The organism is Treponema lecithinolyticum ATCC 700332 (assembly GCA_000468055.1).
GTDB lineage: Bacteria > Spirochaetota > Spirochaetia > Treponematales > Treponemataceae > Treponema_C > Treponema_C lecithinolyticum.
In genome coordinates this window covers 72078-88578 of record KI260554.1, presented here as the reverse complement: position 1 = coordinate 88578, position 16501 = coordinate 72078, and the positions used below count along the sequence as shown (strand labels likewise).

General features: G+C 43.8%; 13 protein-coding genes. 8 read left to right on the top strand and 5 right to left on the bottom strand.

Annotated elements, in window-relative coordinates:
- Window positions 1-107: 107 nt before the first annotated feature.
- On the bottom strand, window positions 108-1505 hold the full coding sequence (locus HMPREF9193_RS01055) for a peptidase U32 family protein (RefSeq protein ID WP_021686185.1): 1398 nt from the start codon (window positions 1503-1505) through the stop codon (window positions 108-110).
- Between the two features lie 3 nt (window positions 1506-1508).
- On the bottom strand, window positions 1509-2414 hold the full coding sequence (locus HMPREF9193_RS01050; RefSeq protein WP_021686184.1) for an alpha/beta hydrolase fold domain-containing protein: 906 nt from the start codon (window positions 2412-2414) through the stop codon (window positions 1509-1511).
- 49 nt (window positions 2415-2463) lie between these two features.
- Between HMPREF9193_RS01050 and metA the strand changes: the two genes are divergently transcribed.
- Together metA and mnmG are read left to right on the top strand one after the other, a co-directional pair.
- A complete protein-coding gene (gene metA / locus HMPREF9193_RS01045) occupies window positions 2464-3372 on the top strand; it encodes a homoserine O-acetyltransferase MetA (RefSeq protein ID WP_021686183.1) in 909 nt (302 codons plus the stop codon).
- A 12-nt stretch (window positions 3373-3384) separates the two neighbouring features.
- Entirely contained in the window at window positions 3385-5247 is a 1863-nt protein-coding gene (gene mnmG, locus HMPREF9193_RS01040; RefSeq protein WP_021686182.1) for a tRNA uridine-5-carboxymethylaminomethyl(34) synthesis enzyme MnmG, read from the top strand.
- A gap of 4 nt (window positions 5248-5251) precedes the next feature.
- Here mnmG and HMPREF9193_RS01035 read toward each other — a convergent pair whose 3' ends face one another.
- A complete protein-coding gene (locus HMPREF9193_RS01035) occupies window positions 5252-6010 on the bottom strand; it encodes a DeoR/GlpR family DNA-binding transcription regulator (protein WP_021686181.1) in 759 nt (252 codons plus the stop codon).
- Window positions 6011-6238: 228 nt separating this feature from the next.
- Here HMPREF9193_RS01035 and HMPREF9193_RS01030 point away from each other — a divergent pair, with 228 nt between their 5' ends.
- The 3 genes from HMPREF9193_RS01030 to HMPREF9193_RS01020 are packed head-to-tail and all read left to right on the top strand — an operon-like array spanning window position 6239 to window position 9667.
- The gene (locus HMPREF9193_RS01030; RefSeq protein ID WP_021686180.1) at window positions 6239-7723 is read left to right on the top strand and encodes a sugar ABC transporter ATP-binding protein; all 1485 of its coding nucleotides are present in this window, start codon (window positions 6239-6241) and stop codon (window positions 7721-7723) included.
- A 15-nt stretch (window positions 7724-7738) separates the two neighbouring features.
- On the top strand, window positions 7739-8692 hold the full coding sequence (locus tag HMPREF9193_RS01025; RefSeq protein ID WP_021686179.1) for an ABC transporter permease: 954 nt from the start codon (window positions 7739-7741) through the stop codon (window positions 8690-8692).
- Between the two features lie 36 nt (window positions 8693-8728).
- On the top strand, window positions 8729-9667 hold the full coding sequence (locus HMPREF9193_RS01020) for a sugar ABC transporter substrate-binding protein (protein WP_021686178.1): 939 nt from the start codon (window positions 8729-8731) through the stop codon (window positions 9665-9667).
- A 60-nt stretch (window positions 9668-9727) separates the two neighbouring features.
- Here the strand turns inward: HMPREF9193_RS01020 and HMPREF9193_RS01015 are convergent, their stop codons facing one another.
- Both HMPREF9193_RS01015 and HMPREF9193_RS01010 read right to left on the bottom strand, forming a co-directional pair.
- Window positions 9728-12136 carry a glycyl radical protein gene (locus HMPREF9193_RS01015; RefSeq protein WP_021686177.1) on the bottom strand — a complete coding sequence of 803 codons (2409 nt, stop codon included), beginning with the start codon at window positions 12134-12136 and terminating at the stop codon, window positions 9728-9730.
- Between the two features lie 19 nt (window positions 12137-12155).
- The gene (locus tag HMPREF9193_RS01010; protein ID WP_021686176.1) at window positions 12156-13112 is read right to left on the bottom strand and encodes an ROK family protein; all 957 of its coding nucleotides are present in this window, start codon (window positions 13110-13112) and stop codon (window positions 12156-12158) included.
- Between the two features lie 126 nt (window positions 13113-13238).
- On the opposite strand from HMPREF9193_RS01010, the gene HMPREF9193_RS01005 reads away from it, so the two are divergent.
- The 3 genes from HMPREF9193_RS01005 (at window position 13239) to HMPREF9193_RS00995 (ending at window position 16500) form a co-directional block, all read left to right on the top strand.
- Window positions 13239-14018 (top strand): glycyl-radical enzyme activating protein, encoded by a 780-nt coding sequence (locus tag HMPREF9193_RS01005; protein ID WP_021686175.1) that lies wholly within the window; start codon window positions 13239-13241, stop codon window positions 14016-14018.
- A 174-nt stretch (window positions 14019-14192) separates the two neighbouring features.
- On the top strand, window positions 14193-15197 hold the full coding sequence (locus tag HMPREF9193_RS01000; RefSeq protein ID WP_021686174.1) for a DctP family TRAP transporter solute-binding subunit: 1005 nt from the start codon (window positions 14193-14195) through the stop codon (window positions 15195-15197).
- 16 nt (window positions 15198-15213) lie between these two features.
- Window positions 15214-16500, top strand: coding sequence for a TRAP transporter large permease (locus HMPREF9193_RS00995; RefSeq protein WP_021686173.1), 1287 nt, complete (start codon window positions 15214-15216; stop codon window positions 16498-16500).
- Window position 16501 lies beyond the last annotated feature (1 nt).

Sequence of the window (16501 nt, the reverse complement as noted above, 5' to 3'; positions counted from 1 at the left end):
GGGTACTTCTAAAAAACCGGCGTATTAAAAGCAAGGCGGACGAATGAAGCGTTTCTAAAACCGACGAGAGCCGAACGGTTTATAGGTTTTTTATTATAAATGGTACTTTACCGGGCTTTTTGCCGTATAATCCAATCGCTTTGGAGAGCGTGCGCCGTATACAACAGGCACGGCGTGTTGTGGCTTACGCTGCGTAAAAGCTCTCCGGTTTCCGGGTTAACGAATTCATAACTGTTTGCACTTAGCTTTACGCAAACCGTATCCGGACCGACTGCTTCCAAGGCTGTTTGGCTGTCGGTAAAATTAAGTGGCTGATATTCGTAAAAAAACCGGTTTTTGCGCATTTTTACCGTGCGCAGCTGTTTTTCGGGGTGTTTTTGTAAATCCGCTTCTTTTGCCGCGCGCGCTTTTGGGTGCAGTTTTTTTAGCGATTGTAAAAAAGTCGATTGAACTTCCTTAGCCCTTGCAAAAATGCTTTGTGTTTTTTCCGCTGTCAGCGTTTGTCCTATTGTTCCGGTCATTTCGTATTTACCGCTTGTTTCGCCGCACGTTGTTTTGTCAGCGTTTTTTGCATTGTAAAAAAAACCGGAAGCGAATTCGCGGTGGCTTGTTTTGTACAGTTCTTTTATAAAAGGCTGTGCGTCTTTTTTACTTATGCGGTTTTCTGCAAGGTCTACGGCTTTGCGGTATGCGCGTGTTACCACTGCAGTGTAATATAGGCTTTTCATTCTGCCTTCAATTTTTAAACTGTCGGCACCCGCTTTTTTTAAATCGTCTAAGTGTTCTATCATGCATAAATCTTTTGAAGAAAGCACGGCAGTAAAATTATCGCCTTCAAAAACGGGAAGGTATGAACCTGGCCGCTCTTTTTCTTCCAAAACCAAATTTCCGCTTTGCGCAAGTAATTTATAATTCCACCGGCACGAATGAGAACAAAAACCTGCATTTGCGCTGCGTCCATTCATATACGCGCTCATAAGACAGCGTCCCGAATATGCAATACACATTGCTCCGTGCACAAACACTTCCAATTCCATGTCGGGAACGGCTTGCTTAATCTCTGCAATTTCCGCAAGGGAAGCTTCGCGCCCAAGCACAATTCGGGAAAATCCCAATTCTTTGTACAATTTAACGGCTTCTCGGTTAATGCAGTTTGCTTGCGTGCTCAAATGCAGTGCCGTGTTGGGAAAATGCTTTTGCAGAATATGCACCATGCCCATGTCCTGTACGATAAAAGCGTCAAAGGGAAATGCTTTAAAATATTCAATTTCGTTTAAAAAAAGGTCGATATCGCGGTTGTGAAAACTGACGTTCAGCGCACAAAATAGTTTTTTATCGGGATAGCACGCTTTTAATTCGTGTACCGCCCGATGTTCTTGCCTGTGAAAATTGTCTGCTTTTAAGCGCAAAGAAAAGTGTTTTAAGCCGATGTAAGCGGCATCCGCTCCGTATGTATAGGCGTAACGCAGCTTATCTAAATTCCCGGCGGGGGCTACCAATTCCATGTTTTAATTTCCGTTTGAATGTTTTGTTTTTATATGAGTACCGATTTTTTCCATAGCTAAATGCGCTTGCGGAAAAACTTCATCCGCCATTTGGAATAAATGCAGCGTGTCTTTCCACACGTCAAGCGTACAGGGAACATCGGCTTTTCTTAATTTATCTTGAAAACACACAGCGTCTTTTAAAAGCAATTCGTCGTCCGCCATTTGCATATACACGGGCGGAAGACCTGAAAGCAATTCGGGGCTTGCAAACATCGGAGATACAAAGGGGTTTGTGCAATTTGATTCATACGTATACAGTTGTGCTGCCGCTCGAACGTTTGCCGGAGAAAGCACCGGATCGGTATTTTTTTTGTTGAGTGTTTTTAAAGTTTCCGAATCTGCAGATATGTCCAGCCACGGAGAAAATAAAATCAATTCTTTTATTTTTCCTCTGAATTTTTCTTTAATCGTCAGCACCAGCGAAACGGCGATCAGCGCACCCGAACCGTCCGCACCGATGATAATATTGTCTGTTTCCGTATACAGTTTTTTTATAACGGTTTTTAAGGTTTCCAAAGCGGCAGGATAGGGGTGTTCGGGAGCCAGCGGGATTTCGGGTAAAATAAGTTTGGTACACGAAATATTGGCAAGGGAAGCACAAAAATTTGCCCACGAAGCGCAAGAGCCTGCAGCAAAACAGCCGCCGTGTACATACAGCATAAGGCGGTTGGAAGCATATACTTCCGGCACAAACACGGCACAGTCAATACCGTCAATTGTCCGCTTTTCTTTTTCAACTCGATTGGGGAGCATAGCGTCGGCAAATTCGGCTTCTAAACGTGAACGGAAATCTTCTGCATTGTCTTTTGGGTCCAAAATTAAGCGTTTTAATTTTTTTACCGCCGTTTTTGTATTTTGCCGCATCATAAAGTCAAGTATAGCAAAAAAAAAGCGTATATGCTATACTGCCGTGCATATGCCTATAAAAATTCGCTCGGATTTGCCCGCTCGAACCGTTTTGGAAAGCGAAAATATCTTTGTTATGACCGAGCGGCGTGCAAAAGTGCAAGACATCCGCCCGTTAAAAATAGCCATAGTAAACCTTATGCCCACCAAAATAGCTACCGAAACACAGCTTTTGCGCCTTTTGGGGAATACGCCGCTGCAAGTAGAAATATCGCTGGTGCACATGGAAAAACACAAACCTAAAAATATCCGAACCGACCATCTGGAAAAGTTTTATATTACTTCAAAAGAAGCGCTTGAGCGAAAGTTCGACGGGATGATTATAACCGGTGCTCCGGTAGAACAGCTTCCCTTTGAACAAGTGGATTATTGGGACGATTTAAAAGCGATTATGGATTACGCGGCGCAAAACGTATTTTGCACGCTGTATATTTGCTGGGGGGCTCAAGCGGGTTTGTATTACCGTTACGGTATTCAAAAATACGATTTACCCAAAAAACTGTTCGGCGTGTTTTACAATAAAAAAATAGTGCCGACCGAACCATTGCTGCGCGGTTTTGACGATAGATTTGTATGCCCGCAATCGCGCTATACTCACGTGCGAAGCGAAGATGTTGAGCGCTGTAAAGATTTAACCGTTTTGGCTGTTTCAGAAAAAGCGGGCATTTTGCTGGTAAAATCCAAAGATAACCGCCAGCTTTTTATGACCGGTCATTTGGAATACGATACCGATACGCTTGAGCTTGAATATAAGCGCGACATAAAAAAAGGCATTGCAATAGACATACCGGAAAATTATTTTCCCGACGATAATCCGGAAAACATTCCCCGCTCCACGTGGAGAAGCCATGCGCACTTGTTTTACTCGAATTGGCTGAACTATTATGTGTACCAAGAAACCCCGTTCGGGTTTGCGTAATCGGGGTATAAGATGGATAATAATGTGGATACATGCGTCGGTTACAACGCTTCTTTTGATGCTGCCGTTGTGGGAGCAGGACACGCAGGACTTGAAGCCGCTCTTGCACTGGCTCGGCGCGGTTTTCGTACAATCGTTATAACGCAGTCAATCGACGCGATATGCCGGCTTTCGTGCAATCCGTCTATCGGCGGTATTTCCAAAGGGAATATTGTGCGCGAAATAGATGCGCTCGGCGGAGAAATGGCGCATTTAATCGATAAAAGCATGATTCAGTTTCGGCTTTTAAACAAAAGCAAAGGCCCTGCAGTGCAAGCGCCGCGCGCACAAGCGGATAAACTGTTGTATGCCGCGCTTGCCCGCCATATGCTGGAAACGCAAAAAAATTTAACTCTTTTACAAGATACCGTTACCGACATGGAAACGGTTGCAGCCGCTTCCGGAAAGCGGCAAAAAATAAGAGCGATCGTTACACAGCGCGGCAGGCGTATTCCCGTGTGCGCGGCGGTGTTAACAACCGGAACTTTTTTAGGCGGAAAAATTTTTATCGGCGATTACGAAGAAAATTGCGGCCGTTTGGCAGAACCGGGAGCATTCGGTTTAACTGAAACGCTTGTGCGCTTAGGTTTTACCGTTTCACGTTTAAAAACGGGTACACCGCCGCGTATTTTACGCTCTTCCATCGATTTTTCCCGGCTGGAAATCCAAAACGGGGATGAAAAAATACTGCCTTTTTCTTTTGACACCGAAAACGTCGAACGTCCTATGGTGCCCTGCTACCTTGCTTACACAAATCAACATACGCACGATATTATCCGCCAAAACATAGGGCGCTCTCCCTTGTACAGCGGAAAAATCAGCGGCATAGGCCCGCGTTATTGCCCCTCTATAGAAGATAAAGTAATGCGCTTTGCCGAGCGCGAGCGCCATCAGCTGTTTGTGGAACCCGAAGGCTTGGATACCGATGAAATGTATTTGAACGGATTTTCTTCATCGCTTCCTGAAGAAGTACAAGACCGTTTTTTGCGTACGCTGAGCGGCTTTGAAAACGCCGTTGTAACACGGCCGGGTTATGCGGTCGAATACGATTTTATCGATCCTACCCAATTAACTGCAGCTCTTGAAACAAAAGCCGTTGCCGGTCTTTTTACTGCAGGGCAAATAAACGGAACTTCCGGTTACGAAGAAGCTGCCGGTCAAGGCTTAGTCGCCGGTATTAACGCGGGAAATTATATTGCCGCCCACAAAGATTTGTGCGGCGCGAGTATTGAAGGGCACGTTGACCGTTTGCACGATATACCCCGCTACGAAGAACTTGTGCTTGCGCGCGATGAAGCGTATATCGGTGTTTTAATCGACGATTTGGTTACGCTCGGCACAAAAGAACCGTACCGCATGTTTACCGCCCGCGCCGAATACCGTTTAAAACTGAGGCACGACAGCGCCGATGTACGCTTAACGGAAAAAGGATGGAAAGCCGGTTTAAAAACGGACATGCAAATGGAGCGGGTGCGCGAAAAAATCCGTATGCGTGATGAAATTATAAAAGGGTTTGAAACAAATCCTGTACAAGCCGCCCGTGCCGTCGAAACCGAAGACGCTCCCGCACCCTATAGTCAAAGTGCTTGGGATGCGGCGCGCATAGATTATAAATATAAGTATTATATAGAAAAACAAGAAAAATCCATTCAAAAGTTACGCCGCATGGAAAACGCGCTTATACCCGACGGTTTTGATTATGCAGCTCTTGCGGCGCTGTCTTCCGAATCCCGGCAAAAGCTGGAAAAAGTGCGTCCGCGCACGCTCGGGCAAGCGCTTAGGATTTCCGGTATCCGCAATTCGGACATAATGCTGTTAATGACATACCTTCGATAAGCGCTTATGCGCAGACAATGCGCACGTTTTTGCTTTGCAAATCGACTTTTAAGTCGGATCGAATTTGTTCGTCCGTAATTACCGTGTGCACTTCTTGTGCCGAAAACAAACGTGCAACACTGTGCACTCCGAATTTGGACGAATCCGAAAGGACAAATACTTTATCCGCGCTTTTACTTAATTCTTTTACCGTTCGCGCGCGCGTGTGATTTTCTTGCGAAAACCCATGTTCAACCGTATAACCGTCTATACCGGTAAATAGTTTTTCCACGTGGTATTCTTTTGCACACATTTGCGTAATGGGACCGACCATAACTTGCGCATCGTTTTGGTAGTCGCCTCCTAACAAAACGGTTTTTGCCGAAGGAATATGGCGTACATAACTTGCAATAAAAGCCGAATTGGTTACTACGGTAATTTCTTTTGCAGCAAGGGCTATTTCCATAGCGAGCAAAGCGCATGTGCTGCCTGATTCTATCATTACCGTTTCACCCGGCTGCAAAAAAGACAGTGCCGTACGCGCAATTTTTTGTTTGGTTTCGTAAGCGTAGGACAAGCGCGAATTTATGTCGTCGCGCGAAATACGCAGCGCATAGCCGTGAAAACGGCGTAAAAGTCCCTTGTCTTCGAGTACTTGCAAATCTTTACGGATAGTTACCGTCGACACTTGTATGCGGTCCGCAATTTGTTTTACGTTCAGTTTGTCGTATTCGTTTAATAAATTAACAATATCTAGCTGCCGCTGTATTATATCGGTTCCCATAAATTATTCCGGTTTGGTGGTTTCTTTAATTCTATAAGCAGATTAAATACTTGTCAATCGAGTATTTGCTTTTGAATTTAGTATACATAGCTTTTATTTGAAATAAAAATCTTTATAAAAAAAACTTGACTTCTGAGAAAACGCGTGCTAGTATATTTTATCGAAGCTTTTTAAATTTCATTTGAATGTAAATTGCTTTTGTTCAAAACGCTGCAAAAGAGGAGAAAAATGCAAAAAAGCATTTTAAAAATGTCGCGTATTTGTAAAACGTTTCCCGGTGTACAAGCGTTACAAGGCGTCGATTTTGAACTGTACAAAGGCGAAGTTCATGCACTGATGGGAGAAAACGGAGCGGGGAAATCCACTCTTATGAAAATTTTAAACGGAATGTATACGGCAGACAGCGGTTCCATAGAGCTTGAAGGTAAAACCGTTTGCCCCCGCTGTTCGCACGATGCAATTCAATTGGGCATATCGATGATTCACCAAGAGTTAAGCCCCATTCCCGCCATGACAGTTGCAGAAAATATTTTTTTAGGACATTTACCCGGCCGCTGTTTTGTTAATAAACGAAAGTTGAATGAACAAACGGAAGCTTTGTTTAAAAGTTTTGATCTTCCGGTTATTCCTGCAAACGTAACGATGAACACGCTCAGCATTGCACAAATTCAGCTTGTTGAAATAGTAAAAGCCATAGCGTATAAATCGCGGATTATTGTTATGGATGAACCGACATCGGCTATTGCCGACACGGAAGTTGAATTGCTGTTCAATATTATACGACGTTTAACGGCAAGCGGCGTTTCGATTGTGTATATTTCGCACAAGATGGATGAAATCTTTCGGATTTCCGATCGGATTTCGGTTATGCGTGACGGCACTATGATTGGAACGGATGAAGCTTCTCAAACGGATCAAACGCGTTTGATAAATATGATGGTGGGAAGAGATGTTTCGGCGCTTTTTCAGCGCAGAGGTGAAAGTTTCGGAGATGTTAAAATATCGGTGCACAATTTGTGTTCTCCCGGCTGTTTTGAAAACGTATCTTTCGATGTGCGTTCGGGAGAAATTTTGGGCATAACCGGTTTAATCGGTTCCAAACGGACAGAGGTTGTTGAAGCTTTATTCGGTTTGCGCCCGATAAGTTCGGGGAAAATCCTAATCGACGGAAAGGAAGTTTGTATAAAAAAACCGCAAGATGCCATAAAAAGAGGTATGGCATTGGTAACCGAAGACCGCAAACAGCAAGGGCTTTTTCTCGATAAATCGCTTATATTTAATACTTCGCTGGTAAATCTTACCAAAATGGTATTCGGACCTTTTATAAAAAAGAAAACCGAAAAAAACATCAGTGCCGCCATTTTAAAAAAATTAAGCGTTAAAACGCCGTCGTTTACGGTACCCGTTTCTTCGCTTTCCGGCGGTAATCAGCAAAAAGTTGTTTTGGCAAAATGGCTTTCGACAAATCCTGAAATTTTAATACTCGATGAACCGACGCGCGGCATAGATGTAAAGGCAAAACAGGAAATATATATGCTTATCGACGCGATTGCCAAACAGGGGAAAGCCGTTATTGTTATATCTTCGGAAATGCCGGAAATAATGGCGATAAGCGATCGTATCATTGTTATGAACAGCGGCAGAGTGCGCGGCGTTCTTTTAAAAGACGAAATCAATAAAGAACAAATAATGCGCTGTGCATTAGCGTTTTAAAGTAGAGGAGAAATTATGCAAAAAACCATAAATGCGGCTGCAGTAAAAAAAATATTTTCGGCTTACAGTTTGTATATATTGTTGTTGGTTCTTATAATTGTCGTATCCGTACTGAACACGAATTTTTTAAGCGCTCAAAACATAAAAAATATTTTTCAACAAGTTTCCATAAACGGAATTCTTGCCGTGGGCATGACCTTTGTTATTATAACCGGCGGCATAGATTTGTCGGTGGGTTCTCTTTTGGGGTTTTCCGGCGTTATAGCGGCGAGTTTGGTATCCGGCGGAGGAAATCCGCTGTTAGCCGTTTTAGCCGGAATTGCCGCAGGACTTGTGTTTGGCGTTGTCAACGGTGTTTTGGTTTCTTATGCAAAAATAGTTCCCTTTATAGTAACGCTGGGTATGTTGTCTATTGCACGCGGGTTTACCAACGTGTACACACACGGAAGCCCGATTATAAAGCTGAATAAAGCGTTTACCGCATTGGGGCAATCTTCCTTTTTGGGAATAGGGCTTCCCGTGTGGATATTCGTATGTATGCTTTTGGTCGGCTATGTGCTTTTACACACGACAAAATTGGGACGCTATACGCTTGCAGTCGGCGGAAACGAAAGCGCCGCTAAAACATCCGGTATAAATACGGCAAAAATAAAAATGTTTGCTTATACGTTTACCGGCTTTTGCTGCGGGTTGGCAGGTATTTTAATGACCGCCAAAACAAATGCAGGAGCGCCCAATGCCGGAACGGGCTACGAATTGGATGCCATCGCCGCAGCTATTATCGGCGGAACTTCTCCGTCCGGCGGAAAAGGAAGCATATTCGGCACGTTACTCGGCGTTTTGATTTTCGGTATTATCCAAAACGCCTTGGATATTTTAAATGTATCTTCATATATTCAACAAGTTATAAAAGGTTTAATTATTATCGGAGCGGTTTGGGCGGATAAAGCAAACCGCAGGTTTGAATAGCACTAAAACACAAAATACATTTTAAGGAGGCTTTGTGTGAAAAAGAAAATTTTGTTCGTGTTGCTTGCCTTTGCGGTTTTAATGCCGCTTGCTGCAGGGGGCAAAGGAGAAGCGTCGGGTGAGGGAACTTACAAAATCGGCGTTTCCATGTTTAATTTAACGTCGGAATACTTGACGTCGTTAAAAACACATATGGAAAAGTATGTTGCGGAAAAACCGGAATATGCTTCCGTAAAATTGGTGTTTTTAGATGCGCAGTCCGATCCGGTTAAACAAAACAGCCAAGTCGACAATTTAATAACTCAAAAAGTTAACAGCATTGTAATGATTCCCTTTGATCGCGAACAGCAAGTGCCCGCAGTTGAAGCTGCGGCAAAAGCGGGCGTTCCGCTTATTGAAATGTGCGCATCGACCGTGTCCGATAAAAAACTTGCCTATGTCGGTTCCGATGATATTCAATCAGGTTTATTGCTTGCAGAAGAATTGTTTAAAAATGTAAAACCCGATGCAAAAATTATTGTCCTGCACGGACCTGCCGGTCAAAACGCACAAGTTATGCGCTATGCCGGATTAAAAGAAGTGATGAAACGTTTTCCGAACGCAAAAATCGTTGCGGAAAAATTTTGCGATTGGGACCGCTCGCGAGCTTTGGATGCCATTCAAAATATTATACAATCGGGAATGGCGTTTGATGCAATTTTTTCGGAAAACGATGAAATGGCGATGGGAGCTTTACTTGCGTGCGAAGGCGCTAATGTAAAGGGAAAGTTTATCGGCGGTGTGGATGCCATTCCCGACGCATTGCTTGCGGTTGAAGCCGGAAGATTAAACTGTACGGTTTTACAGAATTCGGCAGCGCAAGCCCGTACTGCTGTTGACGTTGCGGTAAAAATTGCAAAAGGTGAAAGCATAGATAAATTGTACGATATTCCGTATGAACTGGTAACAAAACAAAACGTTGCCAAGTATAAATAAAAAAACTCATTCATAATTAAAAAAGCGCTTTCAGTTAACTCCGAAAGCGCTTTTTTATTTTTATACGGCTTGTTCCGTTCTTTCTATGATGTCATCCTGAGTTGCTTTTGACAGCACGTTAAAAAATGCCGAATAGCCGGCAACCCGGACGATAAGGTCGCGGTGTTTTTCGGGATGTTTTTGTGCATCCAGCAGTGTTGCGCGGGATACTACATTATATTGTACGTGAAACCCCTTTAAACAGTTAAAAAAGGTTCTAATAAGGGCAACCATTTTAACTTTGTCTTCTTCTTTTTGCAGTATTTGCGGCGTTACTTTTTGGTTTAGTAAAACACCGCCGGTAATCTTTGCCGTCGGAAGTTTTGCAACCGATTTAAACACGGATGTCGGCCCATGTGTATCCATCGCGTGCGAGGGAGAACAGCCTTCGGCAAGCGGTGTTCCCGCATTGCGTCCATCCGGAGTTGCCGGTGTTCCAATCCCCTGCCCTACGTTTGCAGAAATGGAAGATGTTCCGGCATAGCGCAAACCGCCGATAGGACCTCGTTTGTACCGGGTGTTCGGATATTTTTCGATTTCATCTATATAACTGCTGTAAGCGCTTACGATTAAATCGTCCACATAATCGCTGTCGTTACCGTATTTTGGCGCTTGCGTTATAAGAATTTCTTGAATTCGCTTGCCGTTTTCTCCCTGAAAATCATTTGTCAGTGCATCCCAAAGCTCTTTTGGGCTTATGCTTTTGTCTTCATATACACATTTTTTTATTGCGGCAAGCGAGTCTGCCAAATTAGCTATGCCGACTTGTAAACCGCTGATAAAATCGTATACGGCGCCGCCTTCTTTTAAAGTTTTGCCGCGCTTGATACAGTCGTTGCATAAAGCCGAACACAGCACATCGGGCACATCTTTTTCGAGAACAATATCGCATGCATTTTCGATAATAACGCTGTGCCGGGCAAAATCGCGTATTGTATAATCCCACGCTTTTTGCAAGTCGGCAAAACGCTTCATATCTTTAAAGTGCCCGCAGCCCTTTGTCAGTTTTATGCCGCTTTTCGGTTCAACTCCGTCGTTCATTGCAATAAGCAGCGATTTGGGGAAATTCAAAAAACTCATACCCGTGCAGCGGTATCCCCATTTGCCCGGAACGGCAACTTCTACACAGCCTATAGCGCTGTAATTGTAAGCGTCTTTTTCTTTTACGCCGCGTTTAATAAAAGACGGTATGATAATTTCGTCGTTGTTAAATGCGGGCATACCGAAGCCCAGTTTTACCACTTCTACACATTCTTTCATAAAAGCGTCGTCCAGCCCCGAATGATAGCGTACGGTTAAATTGGGCTGCGGAAGTCTCGTTTGCGCTACCGAGCGCAATATAAGATAGGTAAGCGGATTTACCGCATCCCTTTTATCCGCTGTTTGTCCGCCGACGGTGACGTTTTGGTACAAAGGGCTGCCGGCACTGTATTGGGTATGCGTCCAGCTGCGTATTTTATTTATGGTAAATGTTTTTATCCATAAATTGGTCAACAGTTCGCACGCTTTTTCTTCCGTGAGGACTTTATTTTTAATATCGCGTTTGTAATATTCAAATAAATATTGATCCATTCTGCCGTAAGACAGAGAGTGTCCGTTCGATTCTATTTGTAAAATTAAATGTACCAGCCATAAGGACTGTACGGCTTCGTAAAACGTATCAGCTTTGTGCGCAGGCACCTTTCGCAAAATGCGGCTCAGTTCTTTTAATTCCGCTGCACGCTTGGGTTTTGTTTTTTGTATTTTTTTTGCTTTTTCTTCGGCTAAATCGGCATAGCGTTTTGCAAACTGCACCGATGCGTCAATTAAAATCAAAACCGCTTGGTAAAAATAGTATTTTTGCAAATTATTAAAATCGGTTAAGTTAAGCTTTTGTATTGCCCGTTCGGTTTGTTTTTTAAAATCGAGTAAGCCTTTTTGGAGCACGCGTTTATAATCTACGGCGATGTGTGCATCTCCCGATGTAATGTTTCCTTCGGCTTTTATAACGCCTAAATCGTAAAACACTTTGCTTGCCGGCGGAATGGCGGCAAGACCTTTATCTTTTGTTGTATTGTGTTCCCAAAAAGGCGCTATGGAGCGGAGTTCTTTTTTTGTTTTTTCCGAAATAAAAAACACATCGCCGGAACGTTTTTCGAATTCGTCCAATTCGGCGATAACCCAGTCCATGGCATATTCGGGAAAAATCGGCGCCGCACGGTTTTCGGATGCTTGGTTCCCCGCTAAAAGACTGTCGTCTTCAATGTAAATGCTCATGTTTTCCAAAATATTTTTCATCATGTATGCACGTTTTAAAATAACGGGCTTGTCTGCGTGCAATTTATAACTTTGCGTAGTTAACAAAGCTCTTTGTGCACACACACGCGGCGGTGTGCTGAGCACTTCTTCTCTAAAATGTTTCATTCTGTCGGTTAATTCGCCGAAATACATATTTTACCCCCTGTACGGTTTAGTATAATAATTCCCGTGCGCCGATAATGCCGGCATTTTCTCCCAAAGACGCGTGTTTAAAGTAAACGGGATACGAATTATTGTTGTATGCGTCGAATAATTCTTTGCTGCGTTTGAACAGTTTGTCTCCCATGCAAAGCAAGCCGCCGGAAAACACAAAGCAGTTTATATTGAGCGTAACATATAGATTGAACAGCCATACGGCTTGGTATTGAGCCATTTGTTCGACAGCTTGTTTTGCCGTTTGATCGTTCTGTTCCCACGCTTGGCAAATATGCATAGCGGTAATTTTTTCGCTTCCGCCGGCAAGCTCTTCTATAAGCGTTTTTTCTCCGGCTGCAATTTTTTGCTGAACATGTTTGACTATCATGCTTCCCGAACACCACGACATAAGACAGCCGCGGTTGCCGCAGCCGCACAAAATACCGTCGTTCGGCGTTATCAGCATGTGGCCGCTTTCTCCCGCCCAGCCGTATGAGCCACGGAATAATTCTTTGTTTATAATAATTCCCGATGATATGCCCGTACTGACCGGACAAAACAGCATATGTTCAAAGCCTTGCCCCGCTCCGTGCCGGAATTCCGCCAAAGCGCCGGTGTGTGCATCGTTGTCTATAACAATGCGGACGGCATTTTCAAAACGTTCGGAAAAATAGTCACGGGCGGGAAAGTCGCGGATGTTTGTTAAGTTGCTTGTTTTTAAAATTCTTCCTTCCGAAAACAAAACAAAAGACGGCATTCCGATTCCAATTCCATCCAAATCTTTTACCGTTAAATTTTGCGATTGGATAAGTTTTTTACAATGCTCTGCAAGTTCGTCAAAAAAAGCTTCCGGTTCCGCCGTTTTGTTTGACGGGTATTGTGTGCGCTCGATTAAAACACCGTCGGACGCAAAAAGTCCTAAAGCGGTTTTAGTTCCGCCGACGTCAATGCCGATACTGTAAGGCGCGTTCATTGCCTCGACCTCCTTTTACCAGCTTTTATCTTAAGTATATCACGGTGGTGTTTTTTTTGCAAGTAAAATATTTACGAATGAAACATAATGCTTTTCAAAAGATTGAAAAGGTGATATACTAAAGATATGAAAAGCACACAGGCTCTTATTTTTAATATTCAAAAATTCAGTATTCACGACGGACCGGGAATTAGAACTGTTGTTTTTTTTAAAGGCTGTCCTCTGTCGTGCAAATGGTGTTCTAACCCCGAATCGCGCTCGGGTAAAATAGAAACGCTTATGCCGTTAAAAAAAGGCGGCAAGCCGACGGTATGCGGCGAATATATGGGCATAGAACGCATAATGGGTGAAATTATGCAAGATACGGATTTTTACAAAGAATCTTGCGGAGGGGTAACGCTTTCCGGCGGCGAAGTGCTTGTTCAAGCCGATTTTGCCCGTTCGTTATTGCAACGCTGTAAAAAAGAAAACTTACATACGGCTGTTGAAACAACCGGTTATACGCCGCTTAACACGTTAAAAAAAATAATTCCGTTTACCGATTTGTTTTTATTTGATGTAAAACACTACGACCGGCAAAAACATTTTGAAGGAACCGGCGTGTATAACGATATTATTTTGGATAATTTGCGCTTTGTATTAAATGCGGAAAAAAAAGTACTTGTGCGTATTCCTGTTATTCCCGGTTATAACAACGGATTGCCGGATGCCGAAGCGTTTGCCGTTCTTTTAAAAAAAATCGGTGCCGTTGATGTACAGCTGTTGCCGTTTCATCAGTTCGGGCAAAACAAATATCGTCAACTAGGTGTTCCGTATACGTGCGAAACCTATGCACCGCTGCACGCCGAAGATTTGGACTCTTTTGTTGCCGTCTTTAAAACTTTTTCTTTGAATGCTTTTGTTTAACGCTGTGTAAACACGGCTGGCGGTACATCTAACGGCGGCTAAACGTACCTGAAGATTGCTGCCGATGTGTTTACCTTGCCCCCTCACCTCATAACAGCCGTTCCTCATACTTGATTGTTTGGGTTTTTTTGCTTACACTTTAAAACACACTGTACAAAGAATGGAGGAATTCGTATGAAAAAAATCGTATCGTGCGTATTGTTGATTGCCATGGCTGCAATGCTTACGGCAGCCGGAAACAAAGACGGCGAAAGCGAAAAACGCTTTGAAATCAAATTTGCGCACTATCTTGCAGAATCGCACCCTGCCCACCAAGCTGCCGCGGCGTTTGCAAAAGCCGTTGCCGAACGGACAGGCGGCAGCGTAACGGTCGTTATGTATCCGAACAGTATGCTCGGAAACTCTCAAGAATTGGTAGAGCAAACCACTGCCGGGGCGCTGGACTTGGTTATTCCGACAGACCCTGCAATTGCAAAGTATGTAAAAAAATTCAATATGGTGGGCGCGCCTTTTGCGTTTAAGGATTATAATGCCGCAGACGCATTTTTTGCCGGAAAATTTCTTGAATGGGTAAAACCCGACCTTGAAAACGTCGGCTTAAAATACTTGGCGCGCTGGGAATACGGATTCCGCAATTATACGACGTCGGTTCGCCAAATTACCACACCGAAAGATATGCAAGGTTTAAAAATCAGAACGCCGCCGGATTTTGTAAACGCGGCAACGGTAAAAGCGCTCGGCGGCATTTCTCAAACCATTTCGTTTACGGAACTGCCGATGGCGCTTAAACAGGGCGTTGTGGACGGTCAGGAAAACCCGATAGCTACCATTTTAACGAACAAAATGTACGAAACGCAAAAGTATTTGTCGGTCGTCAACTATACCTATAATGCCACCCACTTGCTGATGAACAAAGACAAGTTCGACAAAATGTCCGAGTTGCAGCAAAAGGTACTGATTGAAGAAGCCGTTAAAGCCGGAAAAGCGCTGCAAAAAATCGTGCGTGAGCAAGAAGCGCTGCAAATAAAAGAGCTGGAAAAAAACGGAATGCAAGTTGCTTTCCCCGATACCAAACCTTTTATTCAAGCAGCAGCTCCCGTGTATGAAGAATTAAAGGTTCAAGTAGGAGAAGCGGACTACAAGTACTTTATGGACTTGCTCGAAAAAAGCAGAAAGTAAAGATGGGAGAACCGGTATGCTTACCTTTTTAATTTTTATCGTATTGATTGCCTTTATCGTTTTAAATGTGCCCGTTGCGGTCGCTATGGGTATGACGGCGGTATGCTTTTTTATCGGTTTCGGGCAAACCGGTTCTCTTACCATGCTTGCACAAAGAATGTTTTACGGCACTACGGGATTTACGCTGCTTGCCGTTCCTTTTTTTATTTTAGCGGGAAACCTTATGAATTCGGGCGGAATAACGAACAGAATTTTCCGTTTTGCCCGCGCATTGGTTGGGCATGTTCCCGGCGGCTTGGGGCAAGTTTCCGTTGTGTCGTCGATTATTTTTTCCGGAATGTCCGGCTCTGCCGTTGCCGACGCTGCCGGGCTCGGACAAATAGAACAAAAAGCTATGATTGACGACGGATACGATCCGGTTGTTGCCGCCTCTATGGTTGCATCTTCTTCCATAATCGGACCGATAATACCGCCGTCCATTCCTTTTGTATTTTACGGGGCGTTGACTGCGGTTTCCGTACCCCGTTTATTTATGGCGGGCTTTATTCCCGGTATTATAATGGCTGCCGCTCAGATGATAATCATTGCGGTTTTGGCAAAAGTCCGCGGTTTTCCCAAAAGTGAACGGGTAAACGCTAAAGAATTGTTTTGTGCCGTGCGCGGCGCTTTTTTTCCGCTGATGACTCCGGTAATTATTATCGGCGGCATAATGTCCGGTTTGTTTACCCCTACCGAAGCGTCCGTAGTTGCCTGCCTATATGCAATCGTTTTAGGCTTCCTTTATAAAGACCTTAAACTGCAAGATTTACCGCGCATAATGTGGGACACGGTAAAAGCGTCCGCCGGGCTGCTATTTATTATGGCGGTTGCCAACTTTTTCGGATGGTTTGTTATGTACCGGCAAATTCCCAACAAACTAATAGAAACGCTCGCTTCTATAGGTGCCGGTGCAAACGGTGTTATGGCGATTATGATTGCGGTCGTCCTTGTTTTGGGCTTGTTTATGGAAGGAAACGCCATACTTTTTATTGTTATTCCGATTTTTCTTCCCATAATAACGATGTACGGTTTTAATTTGGTAAACCTCGGCGTTGTGCTGACGCTTTTAATAATGATAGGAAATTTAACGCCGCCGGTCGGTATGTGTTTGTTTGCCGTCGCAGGTCATGCAAAAGTTCCTATTCTTAAATTGGGAAAAGAATGTTTACCCTATATTATCGGAGTGCTTGTTATTACCATTGTAATGGCATACGTTCCGCAAATTGCAACCTTTTTGCCCGATTTGATTATGGGCGCCGAATAAG